We start from the raw sequence: 14,837 nt of genomic DNA, 5'->3' as shown, positions 1-14,837 counted from the left end.
GCCGAGCCGTTGGTCATTGCGTCCGGCGGCGTCGGTAGGCCACGACCGCGAGGGCGGCTGCGGCGCCGGCGGCCGTGAGGAACGGTACGGGTTTGGCGCGTACCGTGGTGCCGACCTTCGCTGCTGCGGCACGTGCGGTGGTGACCGCGGCGGACTTGGCCTTACCGGTGGTCTGGGTGCCGGCTGCGGCCGAGCGGCGTGCCGCGGCCACGGCCTGGCGGGTCTTCTGCTTCGCGACCGCGGCGCGCTGGGAGGCTTTCTGGCTGACCGTGCGGGTCATCTGGGTTGCCGATGGCCGCGTCAGCCTTGCTGCAGCGCTGGCGCGGTCACCAAGCCCTGCGAGGGTCCGTCGGAACGTCCGACCGGAGACGGGAAGGCGGTGTCGAGATGGCCGGCGACATCAGCCGCCGGGATGTCGCCCCCCTGCCTGCGAAGCCGCAGCGTCAGCGTGCCCGCCGCCCCGGCCAACGCCCCCGCCCCGAAGGCGAGGATCAACGCTTGTCGAACGCTTGGGTTTCTTCTGCGCCCCACGACTATTCCCTGAGCCCAACGTGCCTGCATGGCCTTGATTGTCCGACTCGACCGCCGAGGCCATGCACCTAATCGGCGGACTTGTATGGCAATCACGCGGGCCACTACGCCACGGCCGCTGGGTGAGCTGCCGTTTCCCGTGTAGGAGGGGCAGCCATGAGTGAGACTGGAGCCGGGACCTGCCGGGTTGGTCCGCGTGTTCATTCGGGACTACACGCAACCACGATCACGTCGTTCACCGCGCCAACGGTGACACGACGAGGGCGGCGCTTCGCGGGAATTTCGAACGGTTCGGTGGCTGAGCGCCGGAGGCAGCGGGAGCCGCAGTGTGCGGTAGAGCCTGCTGGGGCGGGATCAGCATCGATGGCGGTCTCGCGGATGGTGGGACGCCCAGTGAGACCTGTGCCTGGCCGGTTGCGGCTGACGGCGCCCGCCAGACCGGACATGCCGATTGGTGCGGCTTACGGGAGTAACGAGGGTGAGCGACACGAATCTTGGTGCCCGCAGCGAGCGGGGCAGCGAGTACGGCGACCTGTCCCGCCTGGTGCGGGGTGCTGGTCTCCTCGACCGGCGGCCCGGGTACTACGCGTTACGCATGGGGCTGGTGCTCGGGTGTCTCGGCGTCGCGGGCGTGGTGTTGGTCCGGCTCGGGCCCTCGTGGTGGCAGACCGTCGTCGCGGCGGTCCTCGCGGTGGTCTTCGCTCAGGCGGGGTTCATCGGCCACGATGCCGGGCATCGGCAGATCTTCCGCTCCCGTCGCGCCAACGATGTTGTCGGCTTGGTGTTCGGCGACCTGCTGATCGGTCTCAGCTACGGATGGTGGGTGGACAAGCACAATCGGCACCACGCTCACCCCAACACTCAGGGGCATGATCCGGACATCGTCGTGGCGCCCCTGTCGTTCACCCCAGGGCAGGCCGAGGTGCGGCGCGGTCTCGGCGCGGTGTTCGTCCGGCACCAGGCCACGCTGTTCTTCCCTCTGCTGCTGCTGGAGGGCCTGCACCTGCATGTCAACAGCGTCAAGGCCGTGCTGGGCCGCGGCCGGCTCAAGCACCGCCCGGCCGAGGCCGGCCTGCTCGCCCTGCACATCGGCGGCTACCTCACGGCCGTGTTCCTGCTCCTGGACATTCCGCAGGCGATCGTGTTCATCCTGGTCAACCAGGGCCTGTTCGGTTTGTACTTGGGTTGCTCGTTCGCGCCCAACCACAAGGGCATGCCGATCCTTGACCAAGCCGGCAGCCTCGACTATCTGCGGCGGCAGGTGCTGACCTCTCGCAATGTGCGCGGTGGATGGCTCATCGACGTCCTGCTCGGGGGGCTCAACTATCAGATCGAGCACCACCTCTTCCCCAGCATGCCTCGACCGAACCTGCGTCGCGCCCAGCCACTGATCCGCCGATTCTGCACAGAGCACGGCGTCTCCTACCACGAGACCACGCTGACCCGGTCGTGGGCGCAAGCGCTGCAGCACCTGCGGACAGTCGGCACGCGACCAACCCAACCCCTGTCTGCCGACAGAAACTGAACCAGGGCCACTACTGCTGTGCGCGGGCGCGCGCCTGCAACACGAGGCGGCTGCAGGCGCCCTTCGCCGAGGCGGGGCGGCCCGCCCAACTGTGGGCCGGACTGCTGGTCGGGCTACGCGACCGGGCTGACCTGTTCGGCCGTGGCTGTGGTGGGCGTGCTGCACATCACCCGTTCCGTCCCCTTTCCTCACCTCGCCCAGATCGGCACCCGTTCGGCCGGCCTGCACCATGACTGGAGTCCGTCATGAACGAACCCCGCCCCCGACCGCAGCGCATCGTCATCGGCGCGGACACCTACCTGCCGGATGTCAATGGCGCGGCGAACTTCACCCACCGGCTCGCCACCGGGCTGCTTGGCCGTGGGCACGAGGTGCACGTGATCTGCCCGGCGAGGGAGAGGCTCCAGGCCGAGACCGGTACAACGCGACGTTGACGCTGGACGCCCACCATCCGGGATGGATTCGTCGCGAAGAGCGGCGGACGAGCTGAGCCCCTGATCGTCCTGACAGTGGGGCAGAGGCCATTGACGATATCGTCAACCGCCACTACTTTCTGGTCAGAAACGTTCTTCCGTACGCCTCGGGAAAGCCCTGGCGGTCCAGGCGCGAACTGGCTGTCGCCGCTGACCTCCTGACCGACGACGAGGGCCGCCGACGGGACACCCCGCGATCACCCGGCCCGGGGAACGATTCTCGAACCCGGGAGGCACATGTTGACGATGGCGCGAACCCGCGCGGCGGCGGCCGGGGTACGTGGTTGGGCCGACGGTACGTTCGCCAACCCGGTGATCGCGGGTCTGCATCCCGATCCGAGTGTCTGCCGGGTCGGCGGCGACTACTACCTGGCGTGCTCCAGCTTCGAGTACTTCCCCGGCGTGCCGCTCTTCCACAGTCGGGACCTGGTGCACTGGGAGCAGATCGGCAACGTGCTGGACCGGCCGGGCCAGCTGGACCTGCCGGTGACGACGCCGGCGTCCGCCGGCGTATACGCGCCGACGTTGCGGCAGCACAACGGGCGCTTCTGGCTGATCGTCACCAATGTCGCGGACGGTGGCGGCACCCTGATCTGCACCGCCAGTGACCCGGCAGGCCCTTGGTCGGATCCGGTGTGGGTGCCGGGACTGGCCGGCATCGACCCCGACCTCGCCTGGGGCGACGATGGCACCTGCTGGTGCACCTACGCCGGGATCGAACAGGTGCGCATCGACCCGTGGACCGGGCAGACCCTCGGCCGGCCCCGCCGGTTGTGGTCTGGCGCCCCGGGGGCGCAGGCCCCGGAGGCGCCGCACCTGTACCAGGTCGGCGGCTACTGGTATCTCCTGATCGCTGAGGGCGGCACCGAACGTGGACATGCCGTCTCGATCGCCCGCGCAACGGCGCCTGATGGCCCGTACGAGCCGTGCCCGGCCAACCCGATCCTGACCCACCGAGGCACCAACAAGCCGATCCAGAACACCGGTCACGCCGACCTCGTCGAGGCTGTCGACGGGTCGTGGTGGATGGTGCTGCTGGGCGTACGCCCGGGTGGTGGTACCCCGGCCTGGCACGTGCTCGGGCGGGAGACGTTACTGGCGCCGGTGACCTGGATCGACGGCTGGCCGGTGGTGAGTGAGGTCGCGCCGGTCATGGCCGCGCCGTCATGGACCGCCCGCCCGGTCCCGGTGCCGCCGTCGCGGGACGACTTCGACGACGACCGTCTGCATCCGCGCTGGGCCTCGGTGCGCTCCCGGCCCGCTGATAGCTGGTCGTTGGCGGAACGCCCGGGCTGGCTCACGCTACGGGCGCGCGGGGCGTCGCTGGACGCCCCCGACATCACCTTCGTCGGCCGCCGCCAGCAGCACCTGTCGTGCCGCGTCCGTACCCTGATCGACCCGACCGGCGGGTGCGGCGGGCTCGCCGTACGCCTCGACGAGCGACACCACTACGAAATCGAGGCGGGCGACGGCCAGGTCCGGGTCGTCGCGCGGATCGGATCGGTGCTGTCGATGGTGGCCACCCGACCGGTCGCGGCCGGCCCGGTCCGCCTCCGGGTCGAGGCGCTGGACTCATCGCGCGAGGACTGGTACCCCAGCAAGGGACCCGACGTGCTCCGGTTCGGCGTCGAGCAGGCGGACGGCAGGGTCGTGGTGCTGGCCGAACTCGATGGCCGCTACCTGTCGACGGAGGTCGCCGGCGGCTTCACCGGCCGCGTCATCGGCATGTACGCCGCATCTGGGACCGTCCACTTCGACTGGCTCGACTACGAGCCCCGGGAACATGGAACCGGCTCGGACCGTGCGGGAGAGACGATCGTTGCGCCGTGATCCGGGTTCGCGGGCGGCGGCAGCACCCCGGCAGGAGCTCTCTGGCGCCCAGCCACGTGGCCATTTGCGGACGAGTGGAATGAACAGAAAAGGGGCGGGCCTGCCGTCTCAGGTGGCGCCCCTGCAGTTCAGGCCCCGGCGCGTGGCTACAGTCTCACCCATCACGGCCCTTCCCGACGGAGAACGGCCCAGCGGCCTTGACGTGGCGACCGGTGGGCCGCCACCGCCCGGCGCCGTGCTCCGTCACGGCATGCGCAGCCGGCAGGGCGACGCCGTCGAAATGGGTGCACACGAGCGATCGCATGCGGGTGGAGGCTCCGGCGATGACGACGACCTGGTTGGACCTGGGCTCGGGTATTGTCCGCCTCGCGGCTCGAATAGTGCGGGGCGTCGGTCTACCCCCGCCCGTGTCGAGGCACACCCGACACCGCCGCTGAGGCCATGCCGGCGGCATCGCCGTCATCGCAGGCCGGGCGCAGAGGTGGCGCGGCGGATCCGATCACGACGGCTCATCCGCGCACCCTCGGCGAGGTCCGCCGTCTGCTGGGCACAGCTGACCACTGCCATCCGAACCTTCGGCGGTATGTCGATGGCCACGATGGCGAACGCCAGCACCAGTACCGGCCAAACGGCTGAGTGCCACGGCTGACCTGCCCGGCGGTAGTCGGTCAGCTGAGGGGTACCTGAGCCTGCGACCCCGGTCGGGGACCGCCGCCGAGGGCTGGCAGGACGGCTGCGGGTGGTGCCGGGACGATGGGTGCGTCGCGGCCGGTGCCCTGGCGCCTGTGGTTGTCCCGTCCGGTGGCCTCCTCGTGGTAGTCCTGTTCCACGTTGACCGACCAGACGTCGTGGTTCGCGCCGCAGGTGATGTTCTCGGCGGTCAGCATCGCCGTCAGCATCGAGTGGTCCTGGTTGTTGTAGCGGTGCATGCCGTTGCGGCCAACCGGGTGGACGTTTGGCACCTCCCGGGCGAGCCAGTCACGGATGACCTTGACGCTGTGCTGGTAGCGCTCGTCGTAGACCGGGTACGCCTTGGGCATCCGCACCACGTATCCGGCCTCGACCACACCGGGCCGGACCAGGCCGAGCCGTTGTAGTTCCGCCGTCGCGGTCGCGACCAGCTCGGCGTCGGGCGTACACCAGGTTTCGTCGTCCTCAAAGACGAAGTACTCCAGCCCCAGGCAGGTGCGCCCGTCCTTGACCATGTGCGGTGACCAGGAGCCGAAGTTCTGGATCCGGCCCACCCGGACCGTCGGGTCGTGCACGTAGATCCAGTTGTCGGGGAACGCGAACTCGGCCGGCACCACCAGCGCGACGGTCAGGAAGTCCCGGTAGCGCAGGTCGGCGGCGGCAGCCCGCACCTGCGGCGGCGCGGGCGGGCGCAGCGCGGCCACCAGCTCGGAGATCGGCATCGATGAGATCACGTGCGCGGCCGGCACGGTGCGTTGTCCGCCCACGCCGTCCACCGTGACGGCGATCGCCCGGCGGCGCTGCGGGTCGCGGTGTACCGTCGTCACCCAGCTGCCCAGCTCGATCCGGCCGCCGCGACGGCGTACCTCTTCCGCGCAGCGCTCCCACATCATGCCGGGGCCGAGTTTCGGGTACTGGAACTCCTCGATCAGGCTGGTGACGTCGGTGCGGCTGCGGCGAGGCACCAGCGCGTTGCCGAGCGCCTTGGACAGCGACAGGTTCTTGATCCGCTGCGCGGCCCAGTCGGCTTGGAGCCGGTCGGCCGGTATGCCCCAGACCTTCTCGGTGTACGTCTTGAAGAACATGGAGTACAGCCGCCACCCGAAGCGGGCGGAGACCCAGCCCTCGAAATGCGTCTGGTCCTTGGGCGGGCGCAGCCGGGCCCGGGCGTACGAACCCAGGCAGAGGACCGCCTCCCGCAGGCCCAGGTTGCGCAGGGCGTTGGCCGCGCTGAGCGGGTAGTCGAAGAGCGCGCCCCGGTAGTAGATCCGACTCATCCGGGGCCGCAGCAGAAAGTCCTCATCCGGCAGGATCTCGTGCCAGAACTCCTCCACCCGGGACACCTTGGTGAAGAACCGGTGGCCACCGATGTCGAAGCGCCAGCCGTCCCGCTCGACCGTGCGGCTGATCCCACCCACCACCTCGTCGGTCTCGAACACCCGCACCGGAGCACCCCGCCGAAGCAGCTCGTACGCCGCGGTCAGACCGGCAGGCCCTGCGCCGATGACCACCGTGTCCCGCTGTTCGTCCATGCCTGTTCCGCCCCCTGCTTCCGGATCCGGGCGCTCCGCTTACCCGCCGTGCGCGCCGAATCACCCGGTCCGGCCGCCGGTGAGCGTGCCCGCTCAGGTATCAAGGGCGGCCAAAGGGGGATGTGCCACCGTCCGGGCCGGGTCGCCCGGCTCGTCCGGCGCGATCGGGAGACGCTGTGGGGGACAGGTGGCGGGCCGTCGGGGCCGGGCGCCGGGGCGCGCGCGCCGCCGCCACGCGGAACCGGGTGGCGGCAGCCGCCGACCGGGTCCCGGCGCCCTGGCGCTTCGCCGTCACCGTGTTCCTCGGTACGAAGATCCTGCTCACGCTGGTCGGAATGCTCGCGCTGAACGCCTTCGACCGGGTGTCCTGGACTCCGCCTGCAGACGAGTGGATGATGCGCCACCAACAGCGGGCGATCTCCCCGCATCGCTGGCTTTCGCTCTGGTTCGCCTGGGATTCGTTCCTCTACGACCACCTGTCCCGGCTGCCACTGGACCGGCCCTGGCAGGAGTTCGCCTTCCCGCTGCTCTACCCGTTCCTGGGCCGGGCGCTGGCCCCACTGCTGGGCGGGCACACCGCGGTGGCGCTGCTGCTGGTAGCCAACCTGGCGTTCCTGCTGATGCTCTACTACGCCCACCGGCTAGGGGACCGACTGCTCGGCGACGACGCCATGGCCCGCCGGTTCGTCCGGTATCTCGTGCTGCTGCCCACCGCGTTCCTGTTCCAGGCGGCGCTGACCGAGTCGCTGTTCCTGTGCCTGACGCTCGCCGCCTTCCACTATGCCGAGCGCCGGCGCTGGCTGCTCGTCGGCGTGGTCGGGTTCCTCCTGGCGCTGAGCCGCTCGGTCGGCTTCTTCGTCGTGGTGCCGCTCGCCTTGCTGCTGCTGAGCCAGCACGACTTCCGGTTCGGTCGACGCGCGCTGTCCGGGTACATCCGCGCCGGTTGGCCGCTGCTGCTGCTGCCGTCGGGATGGCTCGTCTTCATGGCGTTCTGCCGGTGGCAGGGAGGTGACTGGTTCGCCTACCAGCACGCCCAGAGGGAGGGCTGGGGTGTCACCGTGCAGAACCCGCTGGGCGTGCTGTGGCACGGCCTGGCCGGGCGGTCGCTCGCGGACGCCCTGCGGGTCGGGGCCGCCGTCCTGACGTTGGTCGTTGTGGTCGCGGGCGTCCGCCGGATCCGCCCACCCTACGTCGTATACGGCTTGATCATGGTGCTGGTGCCGCTGTCGATGGGACCACCGGTGTACAAGAGTCTGCTGCGCTATCTGCTCGCCGCCTTCCCGGTGGCGCTCGTGCTGGCCGGCTGGGCCCGGCACGCAACGCTCGACCGGTGGCTGACCGCCGGCCTGGCCCTCCTCCAGGGTGTGCTTTTCGTGACCTGGCTTGCCTACTGGAACCACTTCATCATCTGACCGCCTTTTATTGGCGTGCGGGCCAGCGGCGGACCGGCCCGAACCGGCGACTGAGCGGGCCCGCACCTGCCACGGATGTGGCGACAGAGCGGGATCGAGCTGGGCCATGGACCGCCGTGTCACCTTGCGGCGTCTGTCGCTTCGGGGATCAGCGGGGCTGGCTCCTCGGCTGAGGTGGCGCCCATCGTGTGCAGCAAGCGACAGGATCGGGTCGAGCTTCTCGTACAGCACGAGGATCGCATCGCCCGGTCGGGCCATGGACAGTGTCCGGTGCATCGCCTCCGCTGCGTCGCCGGCTTCGACGCACCGCAGGGCCGGGTTGCAGGCGGTCAGTACCCAGCACAGCACAGCAGAGCACTCACCTCGCCGGTGACCGCCCGCACAGGTCGGTGTCGGGGCAGAGCACCACCCGGCCCCAAGCCGAGGCGATCACCTGCGCGCAGTCGGCGAGCAGGTTCGTCACACCGGTTCCCCGGCAGAGCCACGGCCATGACACATCGGTCAGTGGCGAAGTTACGGATCGCTGTGACGCGGGCAAACGCTGGCCATAACGGCAGCTCATGTGGGGCGCGGTGCCGTCGCGTTGTAGGTGGGCGGTGGCGAGGGACCCGTTCGGGGTGTGGCAGTGCCAGGTTCCGAGGCGGCGAACGTTGCCCGCGACCGGTCGTCACGCGAAAGGGTGACCGGCCGCGCGACGCCCGGAGGAGTGAGCGTGGATAGATAGAGTCACCGGCGTTGGCGCGGCGGGCGCACTTCTCGCCCGCTCCCGCCGCTTGACCAACCGCACGAAGGGCAACGAGCCGGTAGGCCCAGCATCCTGCCGCCATACCTTCGGCGCGCGTGACGGGGCGGCGGTCCTTAACCGGAACCGCCGCCTACAGCAGTGGTTGCCCGCCGCCCCGTCGCCAACACCCAACCCGCCCGATTCTTCGGGTGCCGGTGTTCGGGGTCGGCTGTCCGGCGTAGAGGCATGCGAGGCCGCGCGGATGACCGTGATCGCCTCGGCGGGATGATGATCGGGAGGTAGGTGTGCTCCATGATGGCGGCATGCACCGCCTCCAATGTCTCTGATAGTGAGGTCGTCGAGTAGTCATTGGCGCCAGCGGTAGTGCCGCGCTGAAGACCATCTCCGCGGGAGATGGGTGAGATGTTGCGGGGCGCCAGGGTGCCTCGCGCGACAGCGGCGACAGGTCGCCGGCATGGTCGCAGCTCTCTGCGTGCTCCGAAAGGGGTATGCATCGCTCAAAAGGCGTCTGGATGGCCGTGAGACCCCTCACGCTGAAGAGCGTCTAACGCGCCGGGTCGACGAGTATCCGAGGGAGTGGCAGCCTCATGAGTCAGGAGACCAGGGCCGAGCAGGCTGGACGTGCGGGTGGCGCCCAGTCAGCCCGCCAGAACCGGCTCACCAGCGGAGACGGCAAGATCATGATTGCCGACAACGTGGTGCAGAAGGTCGCCGGGATGGCGTGCCGGGAGGTGGCGGGCGTGCACGCCATGGGCAACGCGGGCACGCGCGCGTTCAGTGCCATCCGGGAGCGGATTCCCGGCAGCAGCGGGCCGAACGTGTCTCAGGGGGTCGGCGTCGAGGTCGGCGAGAACGAGGCCGCGATCGACCTGGACGTGATCGTCGAGTACGGGGTCAGCATCGCCGATCTGGGGCGGAACATCCAGCGCAACGTCAAGACGGCCGTCGAACGGATGACCGGCCTCAACGTCGCCGAGGTCAACATCAGCATCGATGACGTGCACCTGCCCGAGGCCGACGGCCAACGGCAGGAGCCGCGGGTGTCATGACCACCATTGTTGGGCAGCGCGACGCGGTGGTCGACGGTGTCGACGTGGACGCCGTCGCGGCCGCGGCCCGCGCCTGTCCGGACGTGGTGGGCCTGACCGCGGGTTGGATGGGAGGTCGTACCGCCTATCTGCCCGGTCGCCGGGTCGAGGGCGTGGCCGTCGACGCCGACGCCGTGGTGGTCCAGGTCCGGAGCCGGTGGGGGGTCACCGCCGGAGAACTCGCCGGCCAGGTCCGGGCGGCGGTGGCGCCACTGGCCGCCGGTCGTCGGGTCGATGTGGCGATCGCCGATCTGGAGGACCCGCCTCGGGCCGGGAAACGCCGCCTTCGTGCTGGACGTGTACTCCCGCATGATCGTCGGCTGGCAGGTCGCCACCAGCCTCTACACCGACCTGGCCCTGGACGCGCTGAAGATGGCGATCTGGCGCCGCGAGAACCAGGGCGCTGACCTGGGCGGACTGGGTCCACCACTCCGACCATCGCCGCCGGCCTGGCACGCTATGGCCGGCACGCGCAGGCCTGCCGGATCGCGGTGGCCCTGCTGGAAGCCGCCCGCCACTTCCGCCACCGTCTACCCGAAGTCTTCGTAGGCGCTGACCGAAACCTTACCGGTGTACCCGTCCGCTACCCGACCGCCTGCTCACCACAAGCATGGGCCTCAGGCACCCCGCTGCTCCTGCTACGTACCATCCTCGGACTCTCACCCGGCCCCGACGCGCTCGCCGTCGACCCGCACCTGCCCCGAAACGTCCGGCATCTGACGCTGCGGGGAGTGCCTGGGCGGTGGGGCCGCACCGACGTCGCCGCCTGACATGTGTCCACGGCCGCCCTGAAATATAGATGCCCGCCCGGGCCATCGCTGCTTAGCGTGGCGGCGTTGTCTCGATTCGAAGGGTGCACACCCCTGGGCGGGGGCGGCGATGGACGACCCGCGACACGTGTCCGAGTTGTTCCGGTGCGCCGTCCACTCAAACCCGGAGGAGGTGCCGGTCATGCTGTCCCGGTCGTCGGGCACGGTACGTGCCTGAAATCGTCGCCTGCCGCAGTGGAGAGCGTCGCTGCTACCCGCTTACCCCCGCCGCGCCGGGACTGTTTGGCCGCACCAGCCAGGGGCCAGTCCCAACTGCTAACAGACGGGGCGGAGGCGGGGAACGATCGCGGACGGCCCACCGGGATCGCCACCTCCCTCCCGCGAGCCTTGCCCCTGCATGCCGCCGCTCATCGCACTCCTCATGGGTCATGATCGCTCCGCAGCATACCGGCTGCTCGTCATCCCGAGTACTCGATGATCAAGGCAGGCAGGCAGGCAGGACGACGGCCACCCGCCCGCACCACCGCAGCAACGCTGACGGATTGCGCCGTCTGCGGGGTTCATGGCTCAGTCGAGCAGCCAGACGTGTAGCTGCGTGCCGTACGGCGTCAGCGCGAGCGCCGCCAGTGCGAACCACACCGCCGTGCTGATGGCGAGCCAGCCGAATGCTTTCCGGTCGCCGATCCACCGGGTGCGGGCCAGGGCCACCACCCCGAGGACCAAGGCCGCGAACGCGAGTGGGAAGACGAACATCGCCACCACCCGACCGAGCTCGAACACCCAGAGCAGCGGGTTCCACGGCGAGTCCGGGCCGACCGGCGGAAGCGAATCCTTTGGGTCGCCCAACCGTTCCAGCTGCGGATCGAGCACAGCCAAAAGATCGCCGGTGTGCAGCGCGGCCACGAGCAGCACACCGAAGCTGCCGATCAGGCAGAAGGCCAACAGCAGCATCTGCGCCGACAACACCGCGCGGCTGCCGAAGGAGGCGGCGGAGGCTTGATCCTCTCGACTCATCGAGGCAACATACACGGGCTCGCGTCCACCTCGATAGGCCTGCGCCAGCAGGCGGACTCGGCCCCGGGCCTGGGTAGAGCTGCCCCAGGACCACCACCACTGATGCCCTGCGGTGCCATCACCAGGCCCGAGCGGGCGCCCCCTCCGCCCCCCACGGTGGCCGCGCTCAGCGCCTACACCCACGCCGTCGAGGCAACCGATGACCTCGCGAAGCTGGCCGGCGCGCTCGACTACGACGCCCGTTCGTAGGCCCGGCCGTAGTTTCCAGCCCGGGGACGGCTCTTGCCCCGGTTGTCGGTGGGTCGGTCTACCCTCGCAGGTGGCCGACCCCGCCGGCCAGAATCCGAGCCCCGCACCGCGCGCCCACGCCGCGCACTCGGGGTGACGAGGACAAGGGTCGGAACCTGACACGAAAATGTGAGTGACCACAACGGGTTTGACCTGGTCAAGCGGCCTGGGGGATCGGCTCGAAGCGGATGGTCAGGCCGAGGTTGTTGGCTTCGCGTTGCATTCGGCGCATGGTGCGTTCGGGATCGCGTTTGGCGAAGTAGTCTGCGCCGAGGTCACGGAAGACGGTCTTGTCGCGCAGGATGTGTCAGATCGCGATGGCCAGCTTGTGCATCACTGCGACGAGTGCCTTCTTGCCGCCGCGGCGGGCGGCGATGCGCCGGTAGTAGACCCCGTAGTAGGAGTCCTTGTCTCGCAGCGCCGCAAGCGCCGCGACGCCGAGGATGCGCTTGAGGTTGGCGTTGCCGTCGCGGGTCTTTCCAGACGTGTTGACCCGGCCGACTCATTCATGCCCGGGCAGACCCCGATCCAGGAGGCCAGATGCCCGGTGGCGAACTGGGCCATGTCGCCACCGGTCTCGGCGAGGATCACCTCGGCGGCCCGGCGGCCCGGCGGCCCACGCCGGGCAGGGTGTCGAGGTTGTTTCAGGTCGTCATCGCGATCCTTGGTCAGTGCGGCGATCCGCTCGTCCATTCGCACGATTAGCCGGTCGAGATGGTCGATCTGATCCAGGTAGTGCCGGCACATCCAGGCATGATGATCGGTGAAGGTGCCGTCCAAGGCGTTGACGAGGTCGGCAATCTTCTTCCGCGCCCGTCCCACAGCCAAGCTGACCAGCACCTGCGGGTTCGCGTTCGCCGGCGATGAGCGCCTCGACGATGGCACGGCCGGTGACTCCGACAACGTTGCTGATGACGCTGGTCAGCTTCATGCCGGTGTCCTTCAGCTCTTCTCCAGGCGCTGGATCTTCTGCCCCCGGGCGACGGTCAACTCGGTGCGCCGGCGGGTCAGCTGGCCTATCCGGGAACGGCCGAGGCCGGGCACCGGCCAGCCGGTCCATGACGCCACGTACTCGGTGCCCAACGCCAGCGGCCACAGCGCCCCTCGATGCATTGACCGGACTACGGCGCTTGGGGTGTTCGGGTGCTTTTCGGTATACGCAGCGTATCCGGGGTTGAGGGAGATGGAATCCGGCGCGGGAGCGCGCGGTCGCTGAAAGACTCGTCGGGTGAGTGGCTTTGGGTGGCGGGGGCGCCTCGGGCCTGTGGTGCCGATGGCCCCTGCGGCTCGGGTGGACCGGTTCGAGATCTTCTTCGACCTGGTCTTCGTCTTCTCGTTCTTCATCATCACCCGGGCCACCGCGCGGGACATCACCGTCGGGGCGCTGCTGCACGCCCTGCTGGTCCTCGCGGTGCTCTGGTGGTCGTGGGTGGTGCACAGCGCGGTCGCCGCCCGGGTCCGGCTCGGCGAGGGCTTCGTGCCGGTGCTGATGACGGTCGGCATGGCGGCGCTGTTCACCTTCGCCCTGTCGCTGCCGCAGGCGTTCCAGGACGTGCGGGGCGCGGCCGGGCCGATCGTGGCGGCGGTCAGCTACATCGTGGTCCGCCTGGTGCACGTGCTGCTCTACCTGTACGTAGTGCGGGACAGCCCGAACGAGCGCCGGCAGTTGATGCGGTTCGTCCCGGAGATGGCGGGCAGCACCCTGCTCCTGCTCGCCGCGGCGCTGATCCCTCTGGCCATACACGGCTCCGCCGCGGCACCACTCGTCCGAGACGGGCTGTGGGCCCTGGTCGTGCTGCTCCAATACGGCACCGGCCTACTCACCGGCAGCTGGGCTGGGGGCCTCGCCTCGGCGGAGCACTGGACCGAGCGGTACGACCTGATCCTGGTCATCGCCCTGGGCGAATCGGTCATCTCGGTCGGCGTCGGGAGCAACCTCATCGGGCAGCCGCCCACCGCAGCGGCCGTGGCGGCGGCGGTGCTCGGCATCTTCTTCACCGCCGCGCTCTGGTGGGCGCACTACGACATGATCGGGCCGGCCGCCCGGATCGCCCTGCACGCGGCGGAGGACGGACCCCGGATCACCATGGCCCGGGACGCCTACGGGTACTGCTACCTGCCGATGATCGCCGGCATCATCCTCTTCGCACTCGGCGCCGAGGATATCGTCAGTGATATCACCAACCCGCAGATCCCCGACTGGGGGCCAGCGCTCGGCCCCGCCGTGGCGCTGCTCTTCGGCGGGGTGATCCTCTACCTCTGCGGCAGCATGCTGTTCCAACTGCGGATCCTGCACACCGTGAGCTGGACCCGGGTGGGCACGGTGGGGCTGCTCGCCGTCTGCATCCCGTTGGCCGAGCGGCTGCCGGCGCTCGGGGCCCTCGCCCTGCTGACCGTGATCTGCGTGGGCATGGTGGGTGCGGAAGTGGTGATCTTCGAGGAGGGCCGGACGGCGCTGCGCAGGCTGATCCTCGAGGAACGGGCCAGCCACGAGGCGCACGAGGCCGCCTACCGGGCCCGCTGGCACGAGCCGAACGAACCCGACGAGGGCGAGTGACCCGGCCGGCCCGGGCTGCCGTGATGTGGGGGGCCGGCTCCGGCTCGTCGACGAGCTGCCGGATCAGCAGGAGCTGTTCGCGGGCCACGGTGTAGGGATCCCGGCGGCCTTCGCGCGGTCGCCGGCGGCGCGGGTCAAGGCTCGGGCGGTGCTCGGCATGACCGGTTCTCTCCCCAGCGAGGTACGCCCACGCCCTGACCCCGCTGACGACGATGCGGCCAGCACAAGGATTGGAAGGGCGCTGAGTCTGAGTGGCCATCCCGTATGCCTCCGTCGTGTTTGGACTAAGTGGTCCGCGCCGTAAGTCCTTCGGGGGTTGACTGGCCGGGGTTTGGGTGCGGTTGTGGTCAGGGTGTGGTCTGGCCGATGTGGATGTCGCAGA

General features: G+C 69.7%; 13 protein-coding genes. 8 read left to right on the top strand and 5 right to left on the bottom strand.

What is annotated here, in order from left to right:
• Positions 1–13 precede the first annotated feature (13 nt).
• Complete coding sequence (locus tag AB0C02_RS26120; RefSeq protein ID WP_357551582.1) at positions 14–280, bottom strand: hypothetical protein; 267 nt, start codon at positions 278–280, stop codon at positions 14–16.
• A gap of 846 nt (positions 281–1,126) precedes the next feature.
• On the opposite strand from AB0C02_RS26120, the gene AB0C02_RS26115 reads away from it, so the two are divergent.
• The 3 genes from AB0C02_RS26115 (at position 1,127) to AB0C02_RS26105 (ending at position 4,359) form a co-directional block, all read left to right on the top strand.
• Positions 1,127–2,056 (top strand): acyl-CoA desaturase, encoded by a 930-nt coding sequence (locus AB0C02_RS26115; RefSeq protein ID WP_357551581.1) that lies wholly within the window; start codon positions 1,127–1,129, stop codon positions 2,054–2,056.
• 245 nt (positions 2,057–2,301) lie between these two features.
• A complete protein-coding gene (locus tag AB0C02_RS26110) occupies positions 2,302–2,490 on the top strand; it encodes a glycosyltransferase (protein WP_357551580.1) in 189 nt (62 codons plus the stop codon).
• Positions 2,491–2,775: 285 nt separating this feature from the next.
• Positions 2,776–4,359, top strand: a complete 1,584-nt coding sequence (locus AB0C02_RS26105) for a glycoside hydrolase family 43 protein (RefSeq protein WP_357551579.1) — start codon at positions 2,776–2,778, stop codon at positions 4,357–4,359.
• 668 nt (positions 4,360–5,027) lie between these two features.
• Here AB0C02_RS26105 and AB0C02_RS26100 read toward each other — a convergent pair.
• A complete protein-coding gene (locus AB0C02_RS26100) occupies positions 5,028–6,581 on the bottom strand; it encodes an NAD(P)/FAD-dependent oxidoreductase (RefSeq protein WP_357551578.1) in 1,554 nt (517 codons plus the stop codon).
• A gap of 176 nt (positions 6,582–6,757) precedes the next feature.
• On the opposite strand from AB0C02_RS26100, the gene AB0C02_RS26095 reads away from it, so the two are divergent.
• The 3 genes from AB0C02_RS26095 (at position 6,758) to AB0C02_RS26085 (ending at position 10,233) form a co-directional block, all read left to right on the top strand.
• Entirely contained in the window at positions 6,758–7,993 is a 1,236-nt protein-coding gene (locus tag AB0C02_RS26095; protein WP_357551577.1) for a hypothetical protein, read from the top strand.
• 1,332 nt (positions 7,994–9,325) lie between these two features.
• On the top strand, positions 9,326–9,787 hold the full coding sequence (locus AB0C02_RS26090) for an Asp23/Gls24 family envelope stress response protein (RefSeq protein ID WP_357551576.1): 462 nt from the start codon (positions 9,326–9,328) through the stop codon (positions 9,785–9,787).
• Complete coding sequence (locus tag AB0C02_RS26085; protein WP_357551575.1) at positions 9,784–10,233, top strand: hypothetical protein; 450 nt, start codon at positions 9,784–9,786, stop codon at positions 10,231–10,233. The genes AB0C02_RS26090 and AB0C02_RS26085 overlap by 4 nt, the downstream gene beginning before the upstream one ends.
• A 930-nt stretch (positions 10,234–11,163) precedes the next feature.
• Here the strand turns inward: AB0C02_RS26085 and AB0C02_RS26080 are convergent.
• The gene (locus tag AB0C02_RS26080; RefSeq protein WP_357551574.1) at positions 11,164–11,610 is read right to left on the bottom strand and encodes a hypothetical protein; all 447 of its coding nucleotides are present in this window, start codon (positions 11,608–11,610) and stop codon (positions 11,164–11,166) included.
• 102 nt (positions 11,611–11,712) lie between these two features.
• Between AB0C02_RS26080 and AB0C02_RS26075 the strand changes: the two genes are divergently transcribed.
• Positions 11,713–11,859, top strand: coding sequence for a hypothetical protein (locus tag AB0C02_RS26075; protein ID WP_357551573.1), 147 nt, complete (start codon positions 11,713–11,715; stop codon positions 11,857–11,859).
• A 372-nt stretch (positions 11,860–12,231) separates the two neighbouring features.
• Here AB0C02_RS26075 and AB0C02_RS26070 read toward each other — a convergent pair whose 3' ends face one another.
• Positions 12,232–12,738, bottom strand: a complete 507-nt coding sequence (locus AB0C02_RS26070) for a transposase (RefSeq protein WP_357551572.1) — start codon at positions 12,736–12,738, stop codon at positions 12,232–12,234.
• Positions 12,739–12,840: 102 nt separating this feature from the next.
• Positions 12,841–13,011 (bottom strand): hypothetical protein, encoded by a 171-nt coding sequence (locus tag AB0C02_RS26065; protein ID WP_357551571.1) that lies wholly within the window; start codon positions 13,009–13,011, stop codon positions 12,841–12,843.
• Between the two features lie 160 nt (positions 13,012–13,171).
• Here AB0C02_RS26065 and AB0C02_RS26060 point away from each other — a divergent pair, with 160 nt between their 5' ends.
• Positions 13,172–14,455: a low temperature requirement protein A gene (locus AB0C02_RS26060; RefSeq protein ID WP_357551570.1), complete on the top strand. Its 1,284-nt coding sequence runs from the start codon at positions 13,172–13,174 to the stop codon at positions 14,453–14,455.
• Positions 14,456–14,837: the final 382 nt, after the last annotated feature.

It is taken from the genome of Micromonospora sp. NPDC048999, from assembly GCF_040649295.1.
Taxonomy (GTDB): domain Bacteria; phylum Actinomycetota; class Actinomycetes; order Mycobacteriales; family Micromonosporaceae; genus Micromonospora.
This window is presented reverse-complemented; position numbering and strand designations above follow the sequence as displayed.

Excerpts from the sequence above, each read along its gene's own strand:
- AB0C02_RS26120 (WP_357551582.1), bottom strand. The coding sequence starts at position 280 with ATGACCCGCACGGTCAGCCAGAAAGCCTCCCAGCGCGCCGCGGTCGCG.
- AB0C02_RS26090 (WP_357551576.1), top strand. The coding sequence starts at position 9,326 with ATGAGTCAGGAGACCAGGGCCGAGCAGGCTGGACGTGCGGGTGGCGCC.
- AB0C02_RS26115 (WP_357551581.1), top strand. The coding sequence starts at position 1,127 with ATGGGGCTGGTGCTCGGGTGTCTCGGCGTCGCGGGCGTGGTGTTGGTC.
- AB0C02_RS26075 (WP_357551573.1), top strand. The coding sequence starts at position 11,713 with ATGCCCTGCGGTGCCATCACCAGGCCCGAGCGGGCGCCCCCTCCGCCC.
- AB0C02_RS26085 (WP_357551575.1), top strand. The coding sequence starts at position 9,784 with ATGACCACCATTGTTGGGCAGCGCGACGCGGTGGTCGACGGTGTCGAC.
- AB0C02_RS26065 (WP_357551571.1), bottom strand. The coding sequence starts at position 13,011 with ATGCATCGAGGGGCGCTGTGGCCGCTGGCGTTGGGCACCGAGTACGTG.
- AB0C02_RS26080 (WP_357551574.1), bottom strand. The coding sequence starts at position 11,610 with ATGAGTCGAGAGGATCAAGCCTCCGCCGCCTCCTTCGGCAGCCGCGCG.
- AB0C02_RS26105 (WP_357551579.1), top strand. The coding sequence starts at position 2,776 with ATGGCGCGAACCCGCGCGGCGGCGGCCGGGGTACGTGGTTGGGCCGAC.
- AB0C02_RS26110 (WP_357551580.1), top strand. The coding sequence starts at position 2,302 with ATGAACGAACCCCGCCCCCGACCGCAGCGCATCGTCATCGGCGCGGAC.
- AB0C02_RS26100 (WP_357551578.1), bottom strand. The coding sequence starts at position 6,581 with ATGGACGAACAGCGGGACACGGTGGTCATCGGCGCAGGGCCTGCCGGT.
- AB0C02_RS26060 (WP_357551570.1), top strand. The coding sequence starts at position 13,172 with ATGGCCCCTGCGGCTCGGGTGGACCGGTTCGAGATCTTCTTCGACCTG.